Origin of the sequence: Aerosakkonema sp. BLCC-F183 (assembly GCF_041929145.1) — a bacterium.
GTDB lineage: Bacteria > Cyanobacteriota > Cyanobacteriia > Cyanobacteriales > Aerosakkonemataceae > Aerosakkonema.
Window position 1 is genome coordinate 38701 of record NZ_JBHFNU010000016.1, and the last position, 25323, is coordinate 64023.

The following is a 25323-nucleotide window of genomic DNA, read 5'->3' on the forward strand; positions in this document are numbered from 1 at the left end:
TTCTCTTGTTTTTGACTTTTGACTTTTAACTTTTGACTCTCCCGCTCAATCTTGTTCCGGTTTGAGGAGGGGGAAGGCGATCGCATCCCGAATACTGGCACAATCGGTTAATAGCATCACCAACCGATCGATCCCAATACCCAAACCACCAGTAGGTGGCATCCCGTACTCCAACGCGGTGAGGAAGTCTTCATCGACACCGTGCGCTTCTAAATCTCCAGCTGCTTTACGCGCCGCTTGTGCTTCCAGACGTTGGCGCTGATCGATCGGATCGGTAAGTTCCGAGAAACTATTTGCCGTTTCTCTTCCCACAATAAACAGCTCGAATCTTTCCACCAAACCGGCTTTCGATCGATGTGGTTTGGCAAGGGGAGAAATTTCTACAGGATAATCTATGACAAAAGTAGGTTGAATCAGGTTTTCTTCCACCGTTTGCTCAAACGCTTCATTGAGCATATGTCCGATTGATTCGCAATCTTCCAATCCCTCAATGCCAAATTCGTGTGCAGCTTTTCGTGCTTCCTCAACTGTTTGGAAATTGCTAAAATCTAAGCCGGTGCGTTCTTGCACCAACTCGTGCATTGTAGCGCGACGCCAAGGCGGAGTTAAATCGATATCTTCCCCTTGATAAGTAATTTTCAAAGTACCTAAAACTTCCTTTGCCGCACCCGCAATCAGCGCTTCCGTCAGCGCCATCATATCATTGTAGTCAGCGTAGGCTTGATAAATTTCAATTGTGGTAAATTCCGGATTGTGACGAGTAGAAACACCTTCATTCCGGAAAATTCTTCCCAGTTCGTACACCTTTTCCAACCCACCCACAATCAACCGCTTCAGATGTAACTCTGTAGCAATTCGCAGGTACAGTTCAATTTCCAACGTATTGTGATAGGTGATGAAAGGACGCGCCTCTGCACCTCCCGCTTCGGCCTGAAGCACAGGAGTTTCGATTTCCAAGAAACCCCGTTCGTCCAAATACCGACGAATTGCCGCCGTAATTTTAGCGCGACGGCGAAAAGTTTCCCGCACTTGGGGGTTGACAATTAAGTCAACATAGCGTTGGCGATAGCGTTTTGCAATATCGGTGAGTCCGTGCCACTTATCCGGTAAAGGCAGCAGCGATTTGGTGAGAATGGCGTACTGCTTTACATAAACGGATAGTTCGCCTTTTTCAGTCCGTTTTATAGTCCCTTTCACGCCGATGATATCCCCCACATCGGTCAGCTGCTTGAGGTGATTGAACGCATCGTTATCGATATCTGCCATATTTTCCTGGATTCTGTTCTTATCCAGGTACAGCTGAATCGTGCCGGTTTCATCTTGCAGGTTAAAAAAGGCGAGTTTCCCGAAAACGCGACGGATCAGAATGCGACCCGCAACGGCAACTTCGATATCGACTTCTTCGCCGTTGGTTAAGTCGGCATATTTTTCTTGCAGTTCTGCCGCGTGGTGGGTCGATTCCCAGCGGTAGGCGTAGGGGTTTAACCCCAGTTGGTTGAGTTGTTCGACTTTTTCAAGTCGCGTGGCGCGGATATCTTCTTCGGACATGATTGGGGACTTTTAGCAGCAGCCTCCAATTATAGAACACTTGTCTGAAATCTGTGCAAGGCGATCGGCTGTTATCTGCGTCCATCTGCGTTTATCTGCTTTCCATCTGCGGTAAAAATTTAACCCCCGATCCCACAGATAATCTTTCACATCAGTCTTACACTACCGATGCAACCAAACTGAATGTTTATCCCAAAACTTAAAAACGGCCTATATACTCGGATTGAGTACGAAGTCTTTTACTACTATTATCCAACATTTGTCTATCCAACTTACCTTTTTCCTCAGCTTTTAGTAAAGCATCTATGGCTTCGTAATATAAATCTTTATCAAAAGCGATCAGTATCAAATCCACTCCAGCATTAATCGCTTTAACTGTAGCCAGTGCCAACCCATCTTTACTGCCATAAACTGCCTGCATACTAAAATCATCTGTAATCAATACACCATCGTGTCCCCAATCCTTTCTAATAATACCCTCGATAACCTGCTGGGAAAACGATACCGGGTGTTCTCCATCTACCGCCGTTAACCTAGCGTGTCCTAACATCGTAAAAGCTGGAGATTTGCTCATCACTTCCCGAAACGGTAGCCAATCGTCTTGAGCTAATTCTGCTACTGATGTATGCAATTGTGCATCAGCAATATGAGTATCTGCGCTTACTCTTCCCAGTCCGGGAAAATGTTTAATCGTGCAGCGAACGCCGTATTTTTCTAATGTTTGACAATACCACAAAGCTACCTTGGTAACGACTTCCTTATCTGCTGATATAGATCGCAGGTAAATTTTAGAAAATTTATCGTCTGGACTGATAATTCCCTTGTTTAAATCTACCACAGGAGCGAAGTTTAGGTTAATTCCTATGGCAGATAAGTCTTTACCCTGAGTGGCGGCATATTGAATTACTTTATCTTTTTTTCGCTCTATATTTTTATCGCCATCTAGCACAAATGATAATTGAGGCAATTTAGCCAAAGGTGGAGATAAACGAGATACGACGCCGCCTTCTTGATCTGTGGCTATCCACAAAGGTAGCAAACCCTGAGCGCGACGAATTGCTTGCAAAGCTTGAATTTCTTGTTGTATCTCTTGTTTGCTTTTATTTTTAATATTTCTAGCCGTGACAAAAACTCCGCCGATCGCTCTTTTTGAGACTAAAGTTTTGATTTCATCAAAGTTCCTGTAACCAACGATGAAATGCTGTCCCAAATTTTCCAGTTTGGCGATATCTGCATTCAAAACACTTTGTTTAGCCAAGTTGAATTTGATTTCCAAACCAGTGGCTATGCAGAGCGCTAAAGAAGCGATCGCTAATATCGAAACCGCGCTTAATCTTTTCTTGAACCCGATTACTTCCGTAACAATTAATCCAACCCCAACTATTATAATAGCTACAAACGCCAGTTCTCTCCCTCCAGCTAAGAAAGGCTGCCGATAACAAAAAGCAATACCCAAAATTGCCAACGCTAAAAACAATTTAACTATTTTTATAAAAAAAATCATATTCTAAATTCACTCAGCGTTTAACCAACATCCAAATTTATCTGCGTTCATCTGCGTTTATCTGTTTTCATCTGCGTTAAAAAAATCAACCTTACCTTTATAAATCAGCTAAATATCCATACTCACTACACTTATCTCAGCCGGATGTTCTATGCTAAACTGATAATATACTTCTATTTTTTGCTGGCGTTTAGATTGACGCGGTAGAGTCAGCAACCATTCCAATTGACCCATTGCACCGAGATGAATTTCCGGATTTGTACTGAGCAAACGTACTTTAATTTGTTCGTCGCGACTGACAGGCAATTGCTCAATTAAGCGCAGAGTTGTTTTGCGATCGCGCAAATTGGTAATTACCAATTTGTAACCGTAAGTCGTGCGTCGGTAGTTACCTATTAATTCTACCTCGCGTTCCAGCAAATCGCGCTCAATTTGCAAATCTTCGTCAACGCCTAAGTTAAGCTTAAAATCATGACCGGGTGCAACATTCTCGATCTGAGTAGTGCCAATTAAAGTGCGATCGCGAAAAATATTAGCCTTACCCGGTAACAAATTTACACCATTTGATTTATTCCTAACCGTAGCTTGCAAATAAGCAAAAGTTAGCGACCTTGGTAGCGCGACATATTCAATTTTACAAGGATAATTTTCACTTAATACTATCACTTTATGAGCAATACCATCACTAGAAATATCGTTGTTTCCAGCTAACCGGAAAGTTACTGCACCTTCAGGCTTAGTTCCTTTTGTCAGCACTTTTTGCAGTTCCGGTAAATCTTGTTTTTTGGAACCATTCTTATCCTCTGCTAATAAAGCTTCTAATTCAGCAAAATCATCGTTACAACTGTGCTTACCTTGTCGGAAAAATTGGTTATTTTTCTGACCGCTAATATACCACGGTTCGAGTTTGGGAGGTAGAGTATTCGCAGTCGGTTTAGCTGTGGAAAGGGTGAGTTTGACACCTTGCCAATTTTCACCAGTTTTCTGCTTAATTTCTGCCAGGTAAGTGAGATTGATGCGATCGCCACTACTGCTAGTTCGCAAGTCGTAAAGCGGAGTCCAGCCAGCGCGAGTTACCAGATAAGACAATTCTAGCTGAAATTCTCCCGGACTTGTAGGAGCGATCGCAACGATAACGTTATAACTGGTATAACTTTCTTTGCAAGTAGATAGCTGTAATTGTTTGAATTGTTGGCGAAATATTTCCAATTGTCTATCTAACTCGCGTACCTGCCTTTCTCGGAGTGCGATCGCATTGGCATACTCCCCGTATTGTTCTCCCAAAAAATTGACTAACTCCTTCACTTCATGCAAGTTCATTTGTGCGGGAGCAAGCAATCCCGAAAAACCTTCCAAAGACTTTTCGCTTAAGGATTGTACGAAATTGCGTTGTAATTGTGCAGCATCTAATTGATCTTGAATAGTGCGTCTTTGCTGCTCCAAACTCCGAATTTGTCTACTCAGTTGTCCTACTTTTTCGCCAAATGCTTCGTTGGCAAATACAGTTTCTGTACGCACTCCTAATATACCATCACCTCTAACCCGAACTGAATCAGTCTGAATAGTTAAAGGCAAATCAGCGATGATTAATTCTTGCTCATCACCAGTCAAACTTACTGTACCGCGCCGCGTCACTAGAGCTTGGTTAGTGTATACCGTGACTTCTGAAATGTGGGTATTGACTATTTGATGTGTCATTTGTCAGTTGCCAGTTAATTTATAGTTCATAGTTCATCGCATCGATATTGCAACGACGAACAATGAACAATGAGCAATCAACAATCAGCCTCACTCAGACTTTCTTTTCAAACTGTCAATTTCTCGTTGCAACTCTTCAATTTGACGCCGCAATTCATCTGCTTGGCTGCGTCCAGTTTGAGATGGAACATCAACGGCTCCCTCTGCTGCTGATTGTTGATAATTGCCATGACGAATTTGACGATATTCATCAGAATTTGACCATTGGCGCAAGTGGATAATGCGTTCTACCAAAAAAGGATGGCTGAGAAATACACCTTGAGCTAAGTTATTGTAAAGCAGAAACTTATAAACTTGATTCAATCCATCATCATCGAGTTCTTGATATCTTTCCGATTGCCGAATAAATTCATCCAAACTAGCTTCGTTATTGTACTTGCCACTGCCGCCAGCAAGTTTCATCATCGCTCGCATGACGGAATTGATATCATCTGAAAGTAACAAAGCGGCGCGATCGGCTGATAATTCCGAGCGGCGTTTCCATTCATAAAACGCATAAACCAAACCGCTACCGATGATATTACCTAACCCAAGCGTTAATTCCCCAATAAAAGAGGCAGTGCTAATCACCCAAAGTGCCATTTGAGTTAGAATAGTGTGACCGCATTTAATATGTCCTAATTCATGAGCGATAACCGATCGCAGTTCCGCTTCGGTCATCAAGTCCAACAATCCAGAATTTAGTACGATCGAGGGTCGCTCTTGTCCCAAAGCATAGGCATTAGATATGGGAAACTGACTGATAAATAAAGTTGGTTCCGGATAAATGTCTAAATCTCGCACACATTCGCGAAACATCTGATAAACTGTAGAATACTGGCGCGGGCCAACTTGAATGCTGTTACCCATGTGGTAGACAAACTGCGGACGCTCGTAGAAAAATTCGACAAATTTGCGAGCCGCGATATCGAAACCCGGTAAGCTGCGTAAGGTTTGTTCCGCCTCGCGATCGAGCGGATGGCGAAAGGCTTCGCTGGACATTCCTTTGTAGGTTGGCATAGAGAGACTTTTTTAGTGGTATTGTACTTATTCTAATGAAGCTCAGATAGATGAGCGATCGCACGTCGATGTTCTCATAGTAGCTGCGAGGTGGATTGAGGATGCGATCGCAATTTTCTACTCAAATATTGAAATTATTGAATTTTAGGGCCGATATATCCAATAATTATCTTACCAGGCCCTAACTCTACAGAAAAATGAAGCCGCCACGCTCCTGGCGTCATGCGGACGTGCAAACTGAAGACTCGCTTTACGCCGTCAGGACACTTAATAGTTAGTTCTTGTTCAAACTGCTGCAACCTTGTTTCACTTTCTGGAGATACTTTGCAAGGAAGATTGTCATAATTAAAAGACCCGCTTTTCCAATTTTTACAGTAATCCTCAAATTCAGATAACCGCTTAATAATCTGTTGCAAATTTGGGTTTCCACTAGCAAGGCTTGGCATTTCTTTCCCCACATCTTCGCAAAATTCTAAGCTGGGAAATAACTCTTCTTTCCGATTCCACAGATCTAATCCGTCAATAATTTTGGTACGAATACGGTTTTTTATCCAAACATGATTTTCATGAATGTGATTGCTACTACTGGCGTGAATGACTTCCACAACTTCATCGACGATATGTTCATTGTCATCAAGTCGCGTCACTTCCAATTCTAAGCGACTGCAATCCCATCGAGGCTCAGATTTCACACTCATGGCAAGTGCATCAAGCAAGAAAGCATGGCCAAGTCCACTTGCTTGCTCTCCCTGATGCTTAAAATCAGATAAATTAATACTGTTTTCAATATTTCGATCGGTAATATCAATCAAGAACGGAGCTTTACTTGTAAGAGTTCTGAAAAAACTACGTTCTTCTCGCTCGACTTCATTGTCGTTCCGCCAGCGAATCAGAGGATAGTTAGGTGCAAGTAGGATATTATTAATATCGTCCTGAGTGCGAATAACTTTCTTTACACCCTGCTTTGTTGCTGTAAGTACAGTTTTAATGAAATCCGACATCAATTTTCGGGCTGTGGGAATATCAGGAGCAGGAGTTCGCAGAGAGAGTTTATTAAATACCATTTCCAAATCCATTTTTTACTCTCCAACTGGCTCTAATAAAGCCTCCAAACTCTTATCCCACTCATCGAAAAATCCTTCTGGCCATTGGTCAAGGCGTCCGTTGCGATCGATCCGTGGCGATACTACCTCAGTGAAACTTTGTCCTTCTTTTTCTTGTCGCTGGAAGAAGTGTAACTGGACATCTTTCGGATCGATTTTTCCACCATGAACAGCAAGACGAATCCCATTTAGAACGTGATCGCTATGAGTCTCTATTACAATTTGAACACCACAACTTGCAGCAAGTGCCAACAAGCTACCCATTTGTGATTGCCCTTTTGGATGTAAATGAGCTTCTGGATTTTCAATTAGAATTAGCGTGCCTGGTTCTGATGCAAGGACAGCTACAATAATTGGTAGGGTGTAGCTAATTCCAAACCCAACATTGGTAGCACGGTAAGGATTGCTGTCTCCATAATAATATTGAAAACTCATCCGCTCTATATCTGGTTTTGGAGCAATTTTGAGGCGTGTACCTGGACTGACTTCTCCTATCCATGCTTCTACCTGATTAACCAATTCCGGCGACTTTGCTTTTGGATGGCTCAGATTAACATTGGGGATATCTTTATCTCCATAAATTGAAAGGAAGTGTGCAGTATACTCACCTTTGGTTCCAATTTGCCTAAGTCGTCGGACTTGGGAATATGACATTTCATTAAAAGAGCGTGTCCCCATACGTTCTGCCTGAAGGTAGTGGAAGTTATTAGTGAAAATACTTGATTGATAAACTTCTGGGGGAATTGATGATGAGGCAAGATTCAATACATCTACTTCTCGATCGTAGTTAAAACGCCATATTCCCTCTGTGTCATTTTCCCAAATAATATCAAAACCAATTTCTTCTTTACTCGCTCGCTCGAAAAGAGCATCTTGTGCCGTACCAATACAAATCAATTCACCATTCAACGCTAAGCCTATATTTGGCAATAAACCCTGTTGGTAAGATTGACGCAGCAACAGCAACGATTGAAGAACAGAAGATTTCCCACTACTATTGAGACCACAAAGAAGAGTTAGCGGTCTAAATTTAAGAAATTGATTTTCAAAAGGTTTAAAGTTGAGTAATCGTAAAGAATTTATCATTGTACTACTTCCTGAAGTATTCTTTCAATTGTACCAAATCGATACTCTACCTTGTTAGCTACCTGAAAAATATAGCAAAAGTCAAAAGTCAAAAGTCAAATGCTTGCTGTGAATTGGTTCTGGCGTTTTAGGATGCCCTAACCGCCCTGGCGGTTGCTATAAATACAGGACAGACGAGGCTAAAAGATCTGGGATACGATCGCACTCCTCCCTCCCCCAACAACTACCAAAGCAAAGCGCCCCAAACTCATCATTGAATTTGGAGCGCTTTCAATTCCTAAAACACCAAAAAATCAATTAGGCGAAAGTGAAATAACCACCAGAAAGACTCAAATTATTCGAGCCTTGTACGATCGCAATCAACTCATTTTGACCGAGAGTTTTCTGATAGATTGCCGTTCCAGTTGGTAAACCGCTTGGGGAACTACCCAGAACATAACCACCAGCGGAACCGCGCAACTCGATTCTATCTTGACTGGAGTTGAAATCAAGAATGAGGGCGTAATCGCTTGTGCCAGATTTAGAATCATCGCCGTCATTGTAGTAAAACTTAACGGCATCTCCTAACACAAAGGTATCGCTATCAAAACCGCCAACTAGGGTATCTATCTCGCTAAATCCAGGATTGGAAGCTTTGCGATCGACACCCACTAAGCGATCCTTTCCTTTGTCTCCAAACAGTAAATCCGATCCAATTCCGCCGAAGAGAACATCATTATCTGCACCGCCAAACAAGCTGCTGTTACCTTCCCCGCCATCAATAGTATCGTTGCCTTTGTTGCCGGCGAGAAAGTCCTTGCCCTTACCAAAAATCAGATCGTTACCGTCATCGCCAACGATAAAATCTTCACCGCTACCGCCGTAAATTACATCATTTTCTTTGCCACCAGAAAGAGTATTATTTCCTTCCCCGCCATAGATGGTGTCTTCACCTTCGTTACCGAAAATCAAGTCATTACCGGCGTCTCCATAGAAAATATCTTTGCCTTTATTGCCAACAAGATAATCATCGCCCTTACCGCCAAACACCAAGTCATCCCCACTGTCAGCAAAGATAGAATCATTGCCATTACCGCCGGAGATGGTATCGTTAGCGGTACTGCCAAACACCGGCACACCCGCCTTAACAGGGGGCGGCGGAACCGTGACAGCCTTTGTATCGTTATCTCTAATAGTGGCAACACCTTGGGAATCGGCTATGTCAGCACCAATGGGATTGCTCAAATTAACGAAGAAATTTTCGTCAAACTCCTGTCGCGTATCATCGACAACATTGACAGTGATAGTTTGTTTGGTTTGACCGGGATTGAATACCACCTGACCGCTGAAAGCAGGGGGGGCGATGTCAGGGCGTTCGCCTAAGATTTGGCCGCGAATTGCACCGTTGGGAGACCCTTTGGTCTGGACGTTCAGGTACAGTCCGGTATCTTTTCCCGGTGTCGCTGTACGGAGGGGAGACACAAAACTGCTTAAAGATTGACCGGCAGCATCTGTTGTTTCCCAAACACCGGTGATAATTGTAGAGCCATCCGAGTCTATGGTAGCGTTCCAGTCATCGGCATCTTGAGAAGCTTTGGAAATATCTAAAGCGATCGGCCCATTTGCACCTTGGCCCCCAACATGAAAACGAACGCCAGTTACATCATCGCTGGTGGTGGAAGTTTGAGATGCTTTACCCAGCAAAGAACCAAAGTCCAAACCGGCCACTTTTATCCTGTAGCTGAGTCCGTCACCTGCCCGATTCAGTTCTAACAAGCTGATACCGTTAGCTGTGGAACTGGTGGGTGGCACTTCTTCCGCACCGCTTAAAACAGCATCGAAACTTTTGGTGCCGTCGAAAGTATCGCTGGCGATCGTATAATTTACCCTCACCACCTGGTCGCTTGCTTTTGATAAGCTGACAACAAAGTTGGCAGGAACGTTACCTTCCGTTACCGACACATTCGCGATCGAAACTGTTGGCAGAATCGGTTCTTCTGGCGGCGGCGGTATATCGGTCGTATCGTAAACGTAACCGATTTGCTGAATCGACAGCATCTGTTCCGGAGTCACATTGCCAAACTGATACATCGGGTCGTTGATATCAACCCCTGAGTTACCACTATCTAAAGGCAGATAAGGACGGAAACCGGGAGTGTTTTGGTGGCGTTCCATCCACTCCGTCCAGAGGCGATCGATGTTAGCGTGATGCAGAAAGAACACCGGATCGTTGGGAGAAGTCGCCAAACCCATATTCCCACCCACCCATACGTGGGGATTGCCGTGGGGACGACCTTCCAGTGCCGGCCAAAAAGTATTGAATGTCGGTTGATTGAGAACTGCCTCTATTTCAGAAGGTAACGGTAAGTTGGCAGTACCCGGAAACTGCGACGGGTCTTGCCTGGAACCGATACTGCGTTGGAGAAATCGCGCCTGTCCGTTGGGATTTAGAGCTGATGGAGAATTAAAGTTAAATGTCCAGATACCCTGCTGGTTGAGTGTCTGACTCGGCTGATTCCGCAGGGAAAAAGATGGCGCACGAAATGGCCCGGTACTCACGAGATTGCTGTCTTGCGCGTTGCCAAAACCTCCCATGAAGTTGTCGGTGAAGACGGCGCGGCTACTATCCGAGTTGGTGAAGTCCCAGTACGGCAGGGTAACAGTGGGGTCAATCGATCGCAAATCGTTCTCGAAGCGACGCAGCATTTCCCGGTGCCACGGCAAAAATGGTGGTGTGAAGTGAACGGGCGGCATTTCTCCGGGTATCATTTGTCCGCTAGAATTCAGTTCGCCAAACGCTAATTGGTGTATCCTCACGTAGTAATCGTAAGCGTTTGGTGGCGTTACGTTTGTACCAGTTGCCGGGTCGAAAATTGTGTACGGGGATGGCCTGTTTTTTAATGCTTTAACTGCATTGACAAATCGTTGTTTTTCTGTATCCGTAAGGTCTTTGGCGTCTTTGCGAACTAAGAGATTCTCATCGGTGTGATTCATGTGTTTTTTGCATCCTATTTGGTAATCGCAATACCCCGGAAGTTGATGCGACCCTTTCCGACTCGTCGGTTAGCTGAAAAATATTGCCTTCTGGGCTGACTTCTCAAGCGGGTTTAAATATTGTCGCCTCAGAAGTTACTTTAAACGAGCCGACTCTTCTATGCGATCGGCTGAGATAAATTCCTCCTAAATGACTTTACCTGGCTTTAAAAAGTTCTCAGTTGTTATCAATTTTTGCAAACTAAGCAATTACCTGCCAGTAAGTAAATATTCACTAGCGCCTTTTTTTAAGTAGTTACCCTGAATTTTTACAGTAACTTTAAATTATCCAATATTAGCAACAGTATGTTTACTTAATACCAAATCTATTGCGATGACGCCTTTTATGCCGATCGGCTGTAGAGGCGTTTCATGAAACGTCTCTATAATGTTTATGCCAAAAATTAAAGAGTGAACAAAAGTGGATTTGCGATCGCAAGCGTAGCGCCAATAAAAAAATCCCCTTTAGGGGGGATGTTTTATCAGCAAAAAAGCTAATTGAAATCACAAAATATAAAGCAGCAGGAAGAGAATTATCCACACGATATCGACAAAGTGCCAGTAGATTTCAGCTGCTTCTACACCAAAGTGGCTTTCGCTGCTGTAGTGGTCTTTTTTGAGCGATCGCCACAACACGCCCAGAATTAGCAGCACCCCAAAACAAACGTGCAAACCGTGAAAGCCAGTCAAAACATAAAACGTGCTGGCATACAAGTTTGTTCTGAGACCGAATTCCAGATGGCTGTATTCATAAACCTGACCGACTAAGAAAATGATGCCCATAATGGCAGTGGCAATAAACCAATTTCGCAAACCCGCCACATTGTTTTTCTTAATCGCTGTATCGGCATTATGAATGACAAAACTGCTAGATATCAGAATCAGCGTGTTAATTCCGGGCAGCAATAACTCCCGTTCTGGGGTTCCTTCCGGTGGCCATGTCGGTGCCACAGCTCGAAAGGTAAGGTAGGCAGCAAACAAGCCTAAAAAGATCATTCCTTCTGCAACTAGGAACACAATCACCCCGAAAACGCGGTGATCGGGATGGCCTTCGTGGTGGTGTCCTGCGGCAGTCTCCGCACTATGGTGATAGTTGAGAGCAGTCTTAGCTGGATCGACAGTTGAACTTTGCATGACTTTCTATTTTGGTCAGTTGTCAGTGGAAGAAGGGGCTAGGGGTTAGGGGTTAGGGAAAAAGGAAGAGGGAAGAAGGAAGAAAATTTCAGATTTTAGATTTAAAAGGGAAGATTTTGATAAATCTGAAATCTGAAATTTGAAATCCCCCGCTCCCCCACTCCCCCACTCCCTAGCCCCTCTCTCTTTTTACTCCTGCTTGCGGTCTTCCGGATTCACAGCAACATCTGGATCGGGTTTAGCCCGCAACACCGAGTTTGGCCCTCCGGACAACATCGGGTCTTCATCCTGAAGAGTTTCGGTTGCAACATTTGACTCTGAGTTTGAAGGCATAACAGAAGTAGAAGAGGCAAAAAAGTCTGAAACTGTAGCTTTTTCTAGGGGTACACCCGATGGAGTTCTAGCTTCGGCAGCCTTACTCTTGTTAGCCATAAGTTTCCGAATTTGGAGAGGATTGACCATACCGTAGTCATACGGCCCGCTGGCCAAAACCGGGTCGGTAAAGAAATTCTCAACTGGTGGCGGTGAAGAAGTCATCCACTCTAAGGTCAGACCTTGCCAGGGGTTATCGGCAGCTTTGGGGCCGTAGAACCAACTCCAAATGGCATTGACGAGGAACGGAATTGTGGAAACTGCCAGAATAAAGGCACCTATGGTACAAACCATATTTAGTGCGGCAAATTTGGGATCGTACATAGCTACCCGGCGGGGCATACCTTCCAGACCCAGCTTGTGCATAGGAAGGAAGCAGATATTAAATCCGACGAACGTCAGGGCAAAATGGATTTTTCCCCAGGTTTCGTTCATCATCCGACCCGTCATTTTGGGGAACCAGTGATATAATGCACCATACAAACCGAAGACGCTACCGCCGAATAAGACGTAGTGCAGGTGGGCGACAATAAAATAAGTATCGTGAACGTGAATATCGAAAGGTGCGGAAGCTACCATGATGCCGCTGATACCGCCGATCACAAACATGGATATAAATCCGATCGCAAAGATCATGGCACTGTTGAGACGCAGTTTGCCGCCCCACATAGTAGCCAACCAACTAAACACCTTGATACCTGTGGGTACCGCGATGATCATTGTGGCGATCATAAAGAACATCCGCAACCAACCGGGGGTGCCGCTGGTGAACATATGGTGCGCCCAAACGATCAGCCCCAAAAAGCTAATGGCCAAACTGGAATAAGCGATCGCCCGATAGCCGAAAATGGGTTTGCGGGAATGAACTGGCAGAATTTCCGAAATCATCCCGAACACCGGCAGAATCATAATGTAAACCGCCGGGTGGGAATAAAACCAGAACATATGCTGGTAAACTATCGGATCGCCGCCGCCAGTTGGGTTAAAGAAAGCCGTACCCGCGATCAGGTCAAAACTCAGCAGAATCAAAGCACCTGCCAATACGGGAGTTCCAATTAAAATCAGTGCCGAAGCTGCTAGCATCGCCCAGCAAAACAACGGCATTTGATTCAAACTCATACCGGGAATTCGCATCGTCAATAGAGTGGTGAAGAAATTCACCGCACCCAAAATTGAAGAACTTCCCAATAAGAGAACGCTGAGTATCCAAATCAACTCACCCGCTTTGCTGCCGTTAATTAAGCTCAAAGGTGGATAAGATGTCCAACCCGAACCGGCTGCCCCCACGAAAAAGCTGGCCAGAAGCAGCAGACCGGCAGGTGGGATAATCCAAAAGGCAACCGCATTCAAACGCGGGAACGCCATATCCCGCGCCCCGATCATTAAAGGAATTAGATAATTGCCAAATCCACCGGTCGCCGCAGGCACAATCCACAAAAAAATCATGACGGTGGCGTGGATTGTAAAGAAACTGTTGTAGAGTTCGGGACTGACAAGATCTGAGTCTGGGGTAGCTAGTTCGGCGCGAACAGCTGATGCTAAAGCACCGCCGATTAAATAGAAGATAAACGATGTGACCAGGTATTGAATTCCGATCACTTTATGGTCGGTGCTAAAGCCAAAGTATTTTCCCCAATTATTGCCACTTTCTTCTGTTCCGTGGCCTACATTATCTGGTTCTTGAAGCTGTACTTGTGTAGTCATATCAATTTTCGATTTGGGATTTAGGATTTTAGATTCTAGATAAAATCTAGAATCTAAAACCTAAAATTAATGATGGGAATGTTGTAGCTGTGCGAGAGTATCGGAGTTAATTCCCATCTCTGCTGCGTAGGGAGCTAAAAATTCACCAGTTGACATTTCTTGCGGGTTTACCGCTACAACCCGATTCAAGTTATCGGAATTAGCAACTTCTTGCTGACTTTGAATCCAGGCATTAAATTCTTCTGGTGTTTCTACAATCACCTGGGTTTTCATGCTGCCATGATAGCTACCGCAGAGTTCGGCACAAATCACCGGGTAGGTGCCAACTACCTTGGGAGTGAATTGCAATTGCGTTGTTCTACCTGGTATTGCATCTTGCTTGATGCGGAATTCGGGTACCCAGAAGGCATGGATCACGTCGTTGGCTGAAATGTTGAGTTTGACATGGTTTCCGGCGGGGACGTGCAGTTCGCCAGATACGACGCCACTATCGGGATAGTTAAAAATCCAGGCAAACTGCAAACCGGTAACATCAATTTCCAAGTCTGAAGCTGGGCTTTCTGCTGGGGTCGCGCCAATACCTTCTGCAATTTGGGTTGCGGATTTATCTGTCTGGTTTAAGGTGGCGGCGATCGCAGATCCTGGCATTTTCATCGCTTGCTGCTGTGGCATACCGTGAGCGGCCATCGGGTCTAAGCCGCCCATAGCATTGTAAACTTCAAAGCTGTAGACTCCTATGACCAGGATAATTATCGCGGGAATTCCTGTCCAGAGTATTTCCAGGGGAACGTTGCCGTGCATCGGCGCTCCATCTGTGGTGTCACCCGGACGTCTGCGAAACTTAACGACGCAATAGATAATTACGCCTTCAACGATGAGAAACAAACCTGTGGAGATGGTCATCATCATGTTGAATAACCCATCTACCAAAGATGCTTCTTCTGAGGCTGCTTCTGGCAGTAGGCCATGATTCTGACCGAACCAGAGACTGACGAGGGTCAGTGCTATACCGGCTAGTAGAGTTGAAATGTTACTTGGGATTTTCACGGCGATTTTAGGATTTATTGCACAACTGCTTGACTTTCATCGCGGCTGATGCGAAGCAGCAGGTTGGCCCATCAAGTATTGAAAAGGCTGTCAGCCTTGATTTTAGACAAGCAAGCATTTGTTTTTTAGTATCGATTCTCTTACCAAGGTAAAACAGGGGTCGGTAAAGGAGGGTTTGATAGGCCACTTTTTCAATATTTCTTTGGGATCGCTGCAATTGACAACACAACAATCAAAACGGGGAATGGGAAGGGTAATGGGAATCGGGAAAGGATTTTAAATTAGCCTTTATTGCTTACGTCTTACCCTTTTCCCTTCTTTGGTAAGCCTATCTGTCAAATAGTGTTCGGCGCTCTCGATGCTAGCGAACTGGGGATTTTAACGTATGTCCTACATTTCTTACAGCATCTTTTGCCACAATTACGTCTATCAAAATATATAAAGATTTTATAAGTAAAAAATACCTAAAGGTTTTTTGCTTAACCGGATTATGTCGCTACAGTAATACCTAGAGCCATTCATTGCATTGAATGCGATGAATAGCTCTGAATGAGCAGATGCTCATAATTTGCTTAACACGCACAGAAAGTGATTAACCCGAAGGTAGAGCTCATGGCGGACACTGTGTTGCATCAGGATGAAAGCACTTTTGTTGCCACCCCTGTAGATTTTATCCGTCGCTTTGTGTGGAAAATCGCGATCGCCACACTGCTGTTGATGGCAGTAGGCAGCGCCACGCGGGTGATGAATGCCGGGTTGGCTTGCCCTGACTGGCCGCTGTGCTACGGTCAGTTAGTACCCAGTCAGCAGATGAACCTACAGGTGTTCCTGGAGTGGTTTCACCGATTGGATGCGGCTTTAATCGGCGTCAGCGCGATCGCTCTGGTTGGCATCTCGTGGTGGTATCGGCGTCAGTCACCGCCTTGGCTACTTTGGGCCTCCGCGTTCGCCCTCTTTTTGATAATTTTCCAAGGTATCCTTGGGGGACTCACCGTTACCGAACTGCTGCGGTTTGATATTGTCACCGCTCACCTGGGAGCAGCTTTGTTATTTTTCACTACGCTGATAGTGATTGGTGTGGCTCTCTTACCCTACGAAGCCACCGGCACCGTCGGTAACTTAGCGTGGGTAAGCTTAAGCGCCGCAATTTTAGTTTACGTACAATGCCTTTTGGGCGGATTGGTGGCATCTCGCTGGGCGCTGCACCAGTGCTTTGGCGCATCGCAGCTATGTGCTGTGATGAATAGCCACATTGCCGGTGTAGTTCCACCCACTTTGGCAACTTTGGCTGTAGTAATTCTGACATGGCGAACACCGGCAGTACACCCCACTGTCCGATTGCTGGCTAACAGTGCTGGTGTTTTGCTGCTATGTCAAATTGCTCTTGGTGTGGCAACTTTCCGCTTGCACCTCCAGGTAGAACCGCTGACAGTTACTCACCAAGCAGTCGGTGCGGCATTACTGGGATCTTTGGTGGCGCTGACAGTTTTGACGTGGCGCGATGTCTTGAGTACACGTCGTCTTCAGCGATCGCCAGCCTAATCGGGTCATTGGTTAGTAGTTAGTCGTCAGTCGCGTTACTAACTATTAACAACTGACAATTAGCAAAGGACTAACAGAATTCATGCAAGAAATTATTGCTACTGGGGTTTCCCGTCACCATCAAAACTTCAAAGAAGTAATACAAAGTTACTATCAGCTGACGAAACCTCGGATTATTCCTCTGCTGCTCATTACAACGGCAGCTAGTATGTGGATGGCATCAGCAGGACGGGTAGATCCGCTGTTATTGCTGGTAACGCTTACAGGTGGTACTCTGGCGGCAGCTGCGGCGCAAACGCTCAACTGCATTTACGATCGCGATATCGATTATGCAATGGAACGCACCCGCCATCGTCCGATTCCTTCCGGCAGGGTGCAATCTCGCGATGCGCTTTTATTTGCAATTATCCTCGCTTCTCTTTCGTTTACTTTATTGGCTGTTTTTGCCAATTTGCTGGCGGCGCTGTTGGCGATGTCTGGCATTGTTTTCTACATGGCAATTTACACCCATTTGCTGAAACGCCACACTACCCAAAATATTGTGATTGGCGGTGCTGCCGGTGCGATTCCCGCTTTGGTGGGATGGGCGGCTGTGACTGATAGTTTAAGCTGGTCGGCATGGATGTTATTTGCGATCGTCTTTTTGTGGACGCCTCCCCATTTCTGGGCGCTGGCTATGATGATTCGCGATGATTACGCGAAAGTAAACATCCCTATGTTGCCAGTTGTTGTGGGCGAAGTTGCCACTTCTCGTCAAATCTGGATTTATACGCTCATCATGGTGGCATCAACTTTTCTGCTGATTTATCCTCTGGGTACGGCAGGTGTTGTTTATGGCGCGTTTGCCGTAATCCTGGGTGGAAAGTTTATCCAGAAAGCTTGGGAATTATGGCTCAATCCTAGCGATAAGGATTTGGCGCGATCGCTCTTTAAATTCTCCATTATCTACATGATGTTGCTCTGCGGTGGCATTGTTGTTGATAGTTTGCCAGTGACTCATTACCTCACAGCTAGTTTGGCTGAGAAGTTGCACGCAATAATTTAGTGTGGATGGGAACTACCCCACCCCCCAGCCCCCTCCCCGCGACGGGGAGGGGGTTTGCTTTTAGGGTTTTCAGTATGGGGAGGGCGTGACTTTTTCAAACTGACGATCTAGTACTTTAACTAATTCTTCATCAAATAAATCTCTCGGCAGTTTCACGAAGCAATTATCTGGGGGCAGGAAAATATTAATAAACTTAAATTGCCAATTTTTTTATTTTCAAATTACTTTTTTAATATTTGTATATAACAGATTATTTCAGGCGATAGATGTATAGAAAAACCCGGTTTAATAAACCGGGTTTGTTTGAAAACTATTATCATAAATCTGCAACAGTGCTAACTGACTGACGTATTGAAGATATTGCTACTTTTCTACTGGATAGATTTGACCTCGCATTTCGCCATAGAATTCATGTCCCTTGGTGTGAAGGTTGAAATAAAGGACTCCCTTTCTAGCCAAAGCTTCCATACCTGCAATGGTATTAACTTGAACAGGAATATTGAGATCGCTAGGGCAACCTTCAGGTAGAGGAAGTGTAGGTCTAGTAGAGAGAGAAGGCGGTGGAAGAGGTTGTTTCACAAAAGTTAGCTTTTCGTTAGTAATAGAAGCAGAGAAGCGGCCATTCACAACAGTGTTGTTAAATTCACCAAACTGTGCAAAATTAACAATAATCGGGCCAAGGACATCTGGCGTGCCACAATGGATGTGAAACGCAGTAATGTTCGCCGGAGCGATGCCAACTATTTGGACATTAACATTACCAGAACTGAGATTGCGAGGGAAACGGATTCGACCGTAACCTTTGGCTTTAGACCCCGATGCTGGGCCTAGTTCTTGGGCAGGATGCAGATAGGCTTCGTACTCGGTAAATGAGTCGTCTCCAAATCGTTGGTTTTGAGCATTAGTGGGCAAACTGAATAGGATGGTAAGCGCAAACAATGCACTTATCAATAAGCCAATAATAATTTTCATTGCGTCTTCGATTTTTTTCCATTATTCATGCTTATCAGATAGATATCCGGAAGATTTGATGGTAAACCAGGCAAGCGATATGCTAACAAATTGTTGAGAAAGTGAAGGCTGTTTTCTGGGCTACGCTGGGAATCCTAGCGCCTAAAATAGCGAGGCCGATGTCGATCGCACCGCAAATCCCGCTACAATAAAATTAAAGATTGTTTAGATTTGTAAATTTGGGACAGCTATGGCTCCCGCAGTTTTAATAGAAAAACTCCAGAAGCGTTACGGTAAGGTTGAAGCCGTCAAAGATGTATCCTTTCAGGTAGAACCGGGAGAAATTTTTGGGCTGCTTGGGCCAAATGGTGCGGGGAAAACTACAACGATCAGATGTCTCTGCACTTTGGCGACTCCCGATGCTGGCAAAATTGAGGTATCGGGCATAGATGCGATCGCCAATCCCAAAGCAGCACGCCAAAAACTCGGTTACGTCGCCCAAGAAGTGGCGCTGGATAAGGTGCTGACCGGTAGAGAAATGCTGCAATTACAAGCGGCATTATACCACATACCTAGCAAATTGATTGAAGAGCGAATTGATAAAATTATAAGTTCGCTCGGTTTGCAGGAATATGCAGACAAAAAAACCGGCACTTACTCCGGCGGTATCCGCAAGCGACTGGATTTGGCGGCGGGATTGCTGCATCAGCCAGATGTGCTAGTTTTGGACGAACCGACGGTTGGCTTGGATATTGAAAGTCGAGTGGTAATGTGGGATATCCTGCGCCAACTGCGGGATGCGGGGACGACTGTGGTGCTGACAAGTCACTATTTAGAAGAAGTTGACGCGCTGGCTGACAGAGTAGCGATTATCGATAAAGGTGCAGTAATTGCTGCCGGTACGCCTTCTGAGTTAAAAGATAGGGTGGGAGGCGATCGCATCACTCTCCGCATCCGCGAGTTTTCGCCGATCGAAGAAGCAGAGAAAGCCAAACAGATGTTGCAATCTCTGCCATTTGTGCAAGAAGCGATTATTAATAGCGCTCAAGGTAATTCGCTGAATTTGGTTGTCACGCCGCAAAGCGATGCTTTAATAACTATTCAGCAAGCCTTGCAAGCTGCTGGGTTGCCTACTTTTGGGATTGCACAATCTCGTCCTAGTTTAGATGACGTTTACCTAGCCGCGACGGGTAGAACGCTGACAGATGCAGAACTTGCAGCAGCTGGTACTCGCGATCCGAAGGCTGAGAAAAAACGCAACATGAGATGAAACAAGCCGGAGGGAATTTTCTCGCTTCGATTGTGGTTTAGAGCTTATCTGAAAAGTCAGTTTCTGGTAATTTTTACCGCAGATATGCACAGATAAACGCTTCGGAACGCAGATAGGTTTAATTTCTAACCATGATTTTGAAGTTAGGCTGTTAATTGCTTTAATCCAAAATCCTCTCATCCAAAATCCAAAATCGATATGAGCAGTACGATAACTCCTTCTAAACCAAATGTTACTTTGCCGCCAGAAGCTGTGCAGGTTAGTCCAGAACCGAATTTCTTTGGCGAACTTGTGCAGGAAACTTTGGCTTTAACTCGTCGTTTGTTTATTCAGTTGCAGCGGCGTCCCTCAACTTTGATTGCTGGGGTTATTCAACCGCTGATTTGGTTAATTTTGTTTGGGGCGCTGTTTCAAAATGCGCCGCAAGGTTTGTTTGGCAATACTGTAAATTACGGTCAGTTTCTGGCGGCTGGGGTGATTGTTTTTACTGCGTTTAGCGGGGCGCTGAATGCGGGTTTGCCGGTGATGTTCGATCGCGAATTCGGTTTTCTGAATCGCTTATTGGTTGCTCCTCTGGCGACTCGGTATTCGATCGTCTTTGCTTCCGCTATCTTTATCGTTACCCTCAGCGCTATTCAAACGGCAGCTATTATTGCTACCAGTGCTTTTCTGGGTGCAGGTTGGCCAGATTTGTTGGGTTTGGCTGTAATTTCGCTGATTCTCTTGCTGCTGGTGTTTGGGGTAACCGGTTTGAGTTTGGGATTGGCTTTTGCTTTGCCCGGTCACATCGAATTGATCGCGGTAATTTTTGTGACTAACTTGCCTTTACTGTTTGCCAGTACCGCTTTGGCACCGCTATCTTTTATGCCGAAATGGTTGCAGGTGGTGGCTACTCTCAATCCTCTCAGTTATGCGATCGAGCCCATTCGCTACATTTATTTGCACAGCAATTGGGCAATTAATAGTATAGTGATGCAGGCTCCTTGGGGTGCCGTAACATTAGGTGGGGCGCTGCTAGTGCTGCTAGTACTTGACGTGGTGGCATTTTTGACCATTCAACCGTTGTTGCGGCGAACATTTGCTTAAATAGAAAGGAAATTTAAGATGTCCCAAGTCTCAGTTAAACGGCTTACTCCGATCGTTCTGGGGTTATTAGCAGGAACTACCCTAGTTCCTTTTGGGCTACCTCAAACCACTTTGGCACAAACACTCGATCGCGACCCTTCCCAGGATTTTCAAAGGCAAGATGATAATAGCTCGTTTTACGGAGGCGGTACAGGTCAGGGTTTCAGCGTGTTTGACTTGATCCACCGAGCTAATTTGGGTCAAAACCGCAGCCCAGAAGAATTCTCCACCGAACAGCGACAAAACCTCGATGATGCTGCGGAGCAGTTCCGGGCCAAACAGCGAGAACGGTTTCAACTTCCACAAAATCAAGCAGTTCCGGGGAATTCTGCCGCTCCTGTCACCACGCCACCTACCCAATCCAATTAATTAGTAGGGTGGGCAATGCCCACCCTACTTAGCTAGACTCCAATTGCTGCCAGAACATCGCTGGCGTGGGTAGAAGTGTTGACGCTGCTATCAACGTGGATAATTTTGCCACTACCGTCGATTACGTAGGTGACGCGCTTGGCATAACCGCCACCATCGACATCGTAAGCTTTGATGATGGCACCATCGGTGTCAGCTAAAAGCGGAAAAGGCAAATTGAACTTTTGGGTAAATTGTTGGTGGGAAGCTTCATCGTCCTTGCTGACGCCTAAGACGACAATATCTTTACCTTGGTAGTCTGCGTAGTTATCCCGAAAGCTACAAGCTTGTTTGGTGCAGCCAGGAGTGTCGTCTTTGGGATAAAAGTACAAAACAACCGTTTTACCTGCAAAGTCAGACAGGGAAACGGTGTTGCCGTTGGTATCTTTTGCTGTAAATGCGGGCGCATCTGTACCAACTGATAGAGCCATAGATGCTGTTTCCTTTTAGTTTTAGATTGTTTCCGCTTTGGATTGTAGCTGATGCTCTCGTGATTTTACAGTTAGGGCCGACAAGCCGATCGCAAGCAGTTTGCTTTCTAAGTGAAGAAAGCGCCTTATGATAGTAACGAATTAGAATGCTAATTTTTCTACCCCTGCGTAGTTGTCCGGTATCATTTGACATTATCAATGACTTCTGTTAAGCAATTAAGCGCTAAATCGCTTTCTTATCCAAGAAAAACCATACAACGGGCAGAGCGATCGCTACGCTGTTCGCCTTTCCAAATGCCTTTGTTTATCAAAATGCGCTCTAGAAGCGTGGATTTCCAAGAAATTGTGGGTTTGGCAGGAGAAAAGCTGCAATATACGCGACGTCCCCTATCTGAGTTGGCAGCTGAAAATAGTCTGCTGTGGTTAATCGAAGTTGGTGTACTGCGACGCGAGGTGGATGGACAAGGTATCACGAATAGTTTTCGCCTCACACCGCTGGGACATCAAATTATCGAACAATGGCAGAATCGAGGTGGCATCATACCACCTGCTTCCTTGAGCGATCGCATCTACAATACCTTAAATCGTTGGTTTCGACTTCCCTTTTAGGGCTAGGGGATAGGGAATAGGGAATAGGGAATAGGGAATAGGAAAAATATTAATTCTTCCGGTCTCCCGCTCCCCCACTCCCCCACTCTCTTCCCATAGCCCTAGCCCATAGCCCTAGCCCCTAGCCCCATTCCCTTATGAAAGCCATTATGGTTGTGGGCACTACGTCCCACGCTGGAAAATCTCTTCTCACATCTGCCATTTGTCGCATTTTAGTGCGACGTGGCTGGCGGGTAGCACCTTTTAAAGGCCAAAATATGGCACTGAATGCCTATGTAACGGCTAGCGGTGGAGAAATTGGCCACGCTCAGGCGGTGCAAGCTTGGGCTGCCGGGATCTCTCCCATCGTGGAGATGAACCCGATTTTACTCAAGCCGCAAGGCGATATGACCTCGCAAGTGATTATTAAAGGCAAAGCGGTAGGCAAAGCTAACGCCTTGGAGTATTACGATCAATATTTTGAAGTTGGCTGGCAAGCTATTACTGAATCTCTACAAGTTTTAGGTTCGGAATTCGATCTAATTGTTTGCGAAGGAGCTGGCAGTCCGGCGGAGATTAACCTCAAGCATCGCGACCTCACTAATATGCGGATAGCTCGCTATCTGAATGCTCCCACATTACTGGTTGTGGATATCGATCGCGGTGGTGCTTTTGCCCACGTTGTCGGTACTTTGGAGTTATTGGAACCGACAGAACGAGCTTTGATCAAAGGTGTTGTTATTAATAAGTTTCGCGGACAGCGAAGTCTGCTGCAACCCGGTATACGTTGGTTAGAAGAACGCACAGGTATCCCAGTAGTTGGCGTTATTCCTTGGATTGACCAACATTTTCCATCTGAAGATTCTCTCGATTTATTTGAACGACGCTATCGCGGTAGTGGTAAAGACCTGACGATCGCTGTAATTCGCTTGCCCAGAATTTCTAACTTTACCGATTTCGATCCCTTGGAAGCGGAATCTACAGTTAACCTCAAATATATTGGCCCCAAACAAGATTTGGGTCACCCAGATGCGGTAATTATCCCAGGTTCTAAAACTACGATCGCCGATTTAATGATTCTCAAGCAAACCGGTATGGCAGAAGCGATCCAAAACTATGTGGCAGCAGGCGGTACAGTGATGGGAATTTGCGGCGGCTACCAAATGCTAGGTAAAGTTGTCGCCGATCCGGAAGGGATTGAGGGTGCTTCGGAAAGTCGTTGCGATGGACTGGGACTTCTACCTGTTAAAACTTCAATTGTGCCACAAAAAATTGCCCGTCAGCGGCAAGTTACATCTCACTATCCCCAACCCGGTTTACCAGTAGTTGGCTACGAAATTCATCAAGGACGCACGCGCACTTTGGATACGGAGGGAACAGAATATTTGTTCGATGACCCCTATTTAGGTATAGTCGATCCGGCTCAATCTGTGTGGGGAACATATCTGCACGGAATTTTTGATAACGGCCCTTGGCGTCGCGCTTGGTTAAATTTGTTGCGGCAACAACGCGGTCTTTCTGCTTTACCTAACGGCATTCCCAATTATCGGGAACAGCGAGAAGCTTTATTAGATTCTCTGGCAAGTGCTGTGGAAGCTCACCTAGATTTATCGCCTGTTTTACCTAGTAATTAGGTTACTACATCCGCTCATTGCAGAGCAAATCCCAAATCCCAAATCCCAAATCCCAAATCGGATGACTGATGCCCAAAATTCGATTTTTACCTGATAATGTAACTGTGGAAGCTGCGGTGGGAGAACCGCTGTTAGAAGTTGCCGATCGCGCCGGCGTTTTTATCCCCACCGGTTGTCTGATGGGTTCGTGTCACGCTTGCGAGGTAGAACTAGAAAACGGTCATTGTATTCGTGCTTGCATCACAGCGGTGCCAGGGGGACGGGAAGAGTTAACGATTAATTTGGTTAGCGATCCGATTTGGTAGCTATAGTTGAAATCTAGCCAAGTTTTGAGAGAGCGTCAATACTTTCGATCCTTTACCGCGAAGTTCGGCTGACTTCTCTGGTGTCAGCAGCGCAAGCAAGCACACCATTTTTATAAGTAGGATTGGCTGGGATGCGCTCGTATAAATATTTTTCACACAGAATTGCCACAGTCTTAGGTACTTCACCGTCCAATTTCATACTCAAAAGTTGTCGGCTTCTCACAAATGAGCCTTTTTACTGCTGAATGACTTTATAAATAAAAAATTAAATATTTTTCTCTAATTTAAAAAGTAAAATCTACAATTTTATTATTTTATCCGACACGACAAATATTTTATTCTATTAAATTAAAAAATCCAATTTTTTTATATTTTTTTTATAAACTACCTCTTCTTTTTGTAGTTACAGGCTAGGTAATTACTTCTAGTGGCTGAGTATAATTACGCCTCTCGGACGATCTAATTTAAGCTGGTAGTTAGTTATTCTTAATAATGAAAAGAAACAGTACTGGATGGGTTTTATGCCGCTGTAGCCCATGATTGGACATCGAACTAAAAGCGACAGTAGATGTCCGAACGGTACTTGCTTAACTGCATAGACGGTGTGGAGTTTTTGTCGCTTGCTTCACTTTATTATTGCCAAGGTGAGGAAGAATCCTCAATAATAGCGGTTTTGGCGATAAACGTTGAGTGTTCTCATAATATCTCATTGTAGCACCCAGACCTTCTTGGCTCAGGTATGACCCAGGAAGGTTTG

21 protein-coding genes are annotated in these 25323 nt (G+C 45.1%); 8 read left to right on the forward strand and 13 right to left on the reverse strand.

The window, feature by feature from the left end; all coding sequences use genetic code 11:
- Positions 1–45: 45 nt before the first annotated feature.
- The 10 genes from lysS to ACE1CD_RS03255 all read right to left on the reverse strand — a co-directional run bounded on the left by lysS (position 46) and on the right by ACE1CD_RS03255 (position 15267).
- On the reverse strand, positions 46–1548 hold the full coding sequence (gene lysS, locus ACE1CD_RS03210) for a lysine--tRNA ligase (protein WP_374821557.1): 1503 nt from the start codon (positions 1546–1548) through the stop codon (positions 46–48).
- Between the two features lie 199 nt (positions 1549–1747).
- Complete coding sequence (locus tag ACE1CD_RS03215) at positions 1748–3052, reverse strand: glycoside hydrolase family 3 N-terminal domain-containing protein (protein WP_374821560.1); 1305 nt, start codon at positions 3050–3052, stop codon at positions 1748–1750.
- Between the two features lie 108 nt (positions 3053–3160).
- The gene (locus ACE1CD_RS03220; RefSeq protein ID WP_374821563.1) at positions 3161–4750 is read right to left on the reverse strand and encodes a mucoidy inhibitor MuiA family protein; all 1590 of its coding nucleotides are present in this window, start codon (positions 4748–4750) and stop codon (positions 3161–3163) included.
- 90 nt (positions 4751–4840) lie between these two features.
- Positions 4841–5809 carry a M48 family metallopeptidase gene (locus ACE1CD_RS03225; RefSeq protein ID WP_374821565.1) on the reverse strand — a complete coding sequence of 323 codons (969 nt, stop codon included), beginning with the start codon at positions 5807–5809 and terminating at the stop codon, positions 4841–4843.
- A 134-nt stretch (positions 5810–5943) separates the two neighbouring features.
- Complete coding sequence (locus ACE1CD_RS03230) at positions 5944–6885, reverse strand: hypothetical protein (RefSeq protein WP_374821567.1); 942 nt, start codon at positions 6883–6885, stop codon at positions 5944–5946.
- Positions 6886–6888: 3 nt separating this feature from the next.
- Positions 6889–7998: a DUF3696 domain-containing protein gene (locus tag ACE1CD_RS03235; protein WP_374821570.1), complete on the reverse strand. Its 1110-nt coding sequence runs from the start codon at positions 7996–7998 to the stop codon at positions 6889–6891.
- Positions 7999–8295: 297 nt separating this feature from the next.
- Positions 8296–10971: a tyrosinase family protein gene (locus tag ACE1CD_RS03240; protein ID WP_374821573.1), complete on the reverse strand. Its 2676-nt coding sequence runs from the start codon at positions 10969–10971 to the stop codon at positions 8296–8298.
- Between the two features lie 543 nt (positions 10972–11514).
- Complete coding sequence (locus ACE1CD_RS03245) at positions 11515–12144, reverse strand: heme-copper oxidase subunit III (RefSeq protein ID WP_374821576.1); 630 nt, start codon at positions 12142–12144, stop codon at positions 11515–11517.
- A 189-nt stretch (positions 12145–12333) separates the two neighbouring features.
- Positions 12334–14220, reverse strand: coding sequence for a cytochrome c oxidase subunit I (ctaD, locus tag ACE1CD_RS03250; RefSeq protein ID WP_374790571.1), 1887 nt, complete (start codon positions 14218–14220; stop codon positions 12334–12336).
- A gap of 66 nt (positions 14221–14286) precedes the next feature.
- Positions 14287–15267, reverse strand: coding sequence for a cytochrome c oxidase subunit II (locus tag ACE1CD_RS03255; RefSeq protein ID WP_374790573.1), 981 nt, complete (start codon positions 15265–15267; stop codon positions 14287–14289).
- A gap of 612 nt (positions 15268–15879) precedes the next feature.
- On the opposite strand from ACE1CD_RS03255, the gene ACE1CD_RS03260 reads away from it, so the two are divergent.
- Together ACE1CD_RS03260 and ACE1CD_RS03265 are read left to right on the forward strand one after the other, a co-directional pair.
- Positions 15880–16809, forward strand: a complete 930-nt coding sequence (locus ACE1CD_RS03260; RefSeq protein WP_374821579.1) for a heme A synthase — start codon at positions 15880–15882, stop codon at positions 16807–16809.
- Positions 16810–16891: 82 nt separating this feature from the next.
- Complete coding sequence (locus ACE1CD_RS03265; protein WP_374821581.1) at positions 16892–17854, forward strand: heme o synthase; 963 nt, start codon at positions 16892–16894, stop codon at positions 17852–17854.
- Between the two features lie 363 nt (positions 17855–18217).
- Here the strand turns inward: ACE1CD_RS03265 and ACE1CD_RS03270 are convergent, their stop codons facing one another.
- Complete coding sequence (locus ACE1CD_RS03270; RefSeq protein WP_374821583.1) at positions 18218–18826, reverse strand: CHRD domain-containing protein; 609 nt, start codon at positions 18824–18826, stop codon at positions 18218–18220.
- A 229-nt stretch (positions 18827–19055) separates the two neighbouring features.
- Here ACE1CD_RS03270 and ACE1CD_RS03275 point away from each other — a divergent pair, with 229 nt between their 5' ends.
- The 3 genes from ACE1CD_RS03275 (at position 19056) to ACE1CD_RS03285 (ending at position 21569) form a co-directional block, all read left to right on the forward strand.
- Positions 19056–20075, forward strand: a complete 1020-nt coding sequence (locus tag ACE1CD_RS03275) for an ATP-binding cassette domain-containing protein (protein WP_374821585.1) — start codon at positions 19056–19058, stop codon at positions 20073–20075.
- Between the two features lie 198 nt (positions 20076–20273).
- Positions 20274–21161 carry an ABC transporter permease gene (locus ACE1CD_RS03280; RefSeq protein ID WP_374821587.1) on the forward strand — a complete coding sequence of 296 codons (888 nt, stop codon included), beginning with the start codon at positions 20274–20276 and terminating at the stop codon, positions 21159–21161.
- 18 nt (positions 21162–21179) lie between these two features.
- On the forward strand, positions 21180–21569 hold the full coding sequence (locus ACE1CD_RS03285) for a hypothetical protein (protein WP_374821589.1): 390 nt from the start codon (positions 21180–21182) through the stop codon (positions 21567–21569).
- Between the two features lie 32 nt (positions 21570–21601).
- Here ACE1CD_RS03285 and ACE1CD_RS03290 read toward each other — a convergent pair whose 3' ends face one another.
- Positions 21602–22039: a peroxiredoxin gene (locus tag ACE1CD_RS03290; RefSeq protein ID WP_374821592.1), complete on the reverse strand. Its 438-nt coding sequence runs from the start codon at positions 22037–22039 to the stop codon at positions 21602–21604.
- 198 nt (positions 22040–22237) lie between these two features.
- Here ACE1CD_RS03290 and ACE1CD_RS03295 point away from each other — a divergent pair, with 198 nt between their 5' ends.
- From ACE1CD_RS03295 to ACE1CD_RS03305, 3 genes are all read left to right on the forward strand, one after another.
- Positions 22238–22648, forward strand: coding sequence for an Npun_F0494 family protein (locus ACE1CD_RS03295; protein WP_374790591.1), 411 nt, complete (start codon positions 22238–22240; stop codon positions 22646–22648).
- Between the two features lie 137 nt (positions 22649–22785).
- Positions 22786–24261 carry a cobyric acid synthase CobQ gene (cobQ, locus tag ACE1CD_RS03300; RefSeq protein WP_374790593.1) on the forward strand — a complete coding sequence of 492 codons (1476 nt, stop codon included), beginning with the start codon at positions 22786–22788 and terminating at the stop codon, positions 24259–24261.
- A gap of 68 nt (positions 24262–24329) precedes the next feature.
- The gene (locus tag ACE1CD_RS03305) at positions 24330–24566 is read left to right on the forward strand and encodes a 2Fe-2S iron-sulfur cluster-binding protein (protein WP_374790595.1); all 237 of its coding nucleotides are present in this window, start codon (positions 24330–24332) and stop codon (positions 24564–24566) included.
- 52 nt (positions 24567–24618) lie between these two features.
- Here the strand turns inward: ACE1CD_RS03305 and ACE1CD_RS03310 are convergent, their stop codons facing one another.
- Positions 24619–24765, reverse strand: coding sequence for a hypothetical protein (locus ACE1CD_RS03310; protein ID WP_374821595.1), 147 nt, complete (start codon positions 24763–24765; stop codon positions 24619–24621).
- Positions 24766–25323: the final 558 nt, after the last annotated feature.

Excerpts from the sequence above, each read along its gene's own strand:
- lysS (WP_374821557.1), bottom strand. The coding sequence starts at position 1,548 with ATGTCCGAAGAAGATATCCGCGCCACGCGACTTGAAAAAGTCGAACAA.
- ACE1CD_RS03215 (WP_374821560.1), bottom strand. The coding sequence starts at position 3,052 with ATGATTTTTTTTATAAAAATAGTTAAATTGTTTTTAGCGTTGGCAATT.
- ACE1CD_RS03220 (WP_374821563.1), bottom strand. The coding sequence starts at position 4,750 with ATGACACATCAAATAGTCAATACCCACATTTCAGAAGTCACGGTATAC.
- ACE1CD_RS03225 (WP_374821565.1), bottom strand. The coding sequence starts at position 5,809 with ATGCCAACCTACAAAGGAATGTCCAGCGAAGCCTTTCGCCATCCGCTC.
- ACE1CD_RS03230 (WP_374821567.1), bottom strand. The coding sequence starts at position 6,885 with ATGGATTTGGAAATGGTATTTAATAAACTCTCTCTGCGAACTCCTGCT.
- ACE1CD_RS03235 (WP_374821570.1), bottom strand. The coding sequence starts at position 7,998 with ATGATAAATTCTTTACGATTACTCAACTTTAAACCTTTTGAAAATCAA.
- ACE1CD_RS03240 (WP_374821573.1), bottom strand. The coding sequence starts at position 10,971 with ATGAATCACACCGATGAGAATCTCTTAGTTCGCAAAGACGCCAAAGAC.
- ACE1CD_RS03245 (WP_374821576.1), bottom strand. The coding sequence starts at position 12,144 with ATGCAAAGTTCAACTGTCGATCCAGCTAAGACTGCTCTCAACTATCAC.
- ctaD (WP_374790571.1), bottom strand. The coding sequence starts at position 14,220 with ATGACTACACAAGTACAGCTTCAAGAACCAGATAATGTAGGCCACGGA.
- ACE1CD_RS03260 (WP_374821579.1), top strand. The coding sequence starts at position 15,880 with ATGGCGGACACTGTGTTGCATCAGGATGAAAGCACTTTTGTTGCCACC.
- ACE1CD_RS03265 (WP_374821581.1), top strand. The coding sequence starts at position 16,892 with ATGCAAGAAATTATTGCTACTGGGGTTTCCCGTCACCATCAAAACTTC.
- ACE1CD_RS03270 (WP_374821583.1), bottom strand. The coding sequence starts at position 18,826 with ATGAAAATTATTATTGGCTTATTGATAAGTGCATTGTTTGCGCTTACC.
- ACE1CD_RS03275 (WP_374821585.1), top strand. The coding sequence starts at position 19,056 with ATGGCTCCCGCAGTTTTAATAGAAAAACTCCAGAAGCGTTACGGTAAG.
- ACE1CD_RS03280 (WP_374821587.1), top strand. The coding sequence starts at position 20,274 with ATGAGCAGTACGATAACTCCTTCTAAACCAAATGTTACTTTGCCGCCA.
- ACE1CD_RS03285 (WP_374821589.1), top strand. The coding sequence starts at position 21,180 with ATGTCCCAAGTCTCAGTTAAACGGCTTACTCCGATCGTTCTGGGGTTA.
- ACE1CD_RS03290 (WP_374821592.1), bottom strand. The coding sequence starts at position 22,039 with ATGGCTCTATCAGTTGGTACAGATGCGCCCGCATTTACAGCAAAAGAT.
- ACE1CD_RS03295 (WP_374790591.1), top strand. The coding sequence starts at position 22,238 with ATGACTTCTGTTAAGCAATTAAGCGCTAAATCGCTTTCTTATCCAAGA.
- cobQ (WP_374790593.1), top strand. The coding sequence starts at position 22,786 with ATGAAAGCCATTATGGTTGTGGGCACTACGTCCCACGCTGGAAAATCT.
- ACE1CD_RS03305 (WP_374790595.1), top strand. The coding sequence starts at position 24,330 with ATGCCCAAAATTCGATTTTTACCTGATAATGTAACTGTGGAAGCTGCG.
- ACE1CD_RS03310 (WP_374821595.1), bottom strand. The coding sequence starts at position 24,765 with ATGAAATTGGACGGTGAAGTACCTAAGACTGTGGCAATTCTGTGTGAA.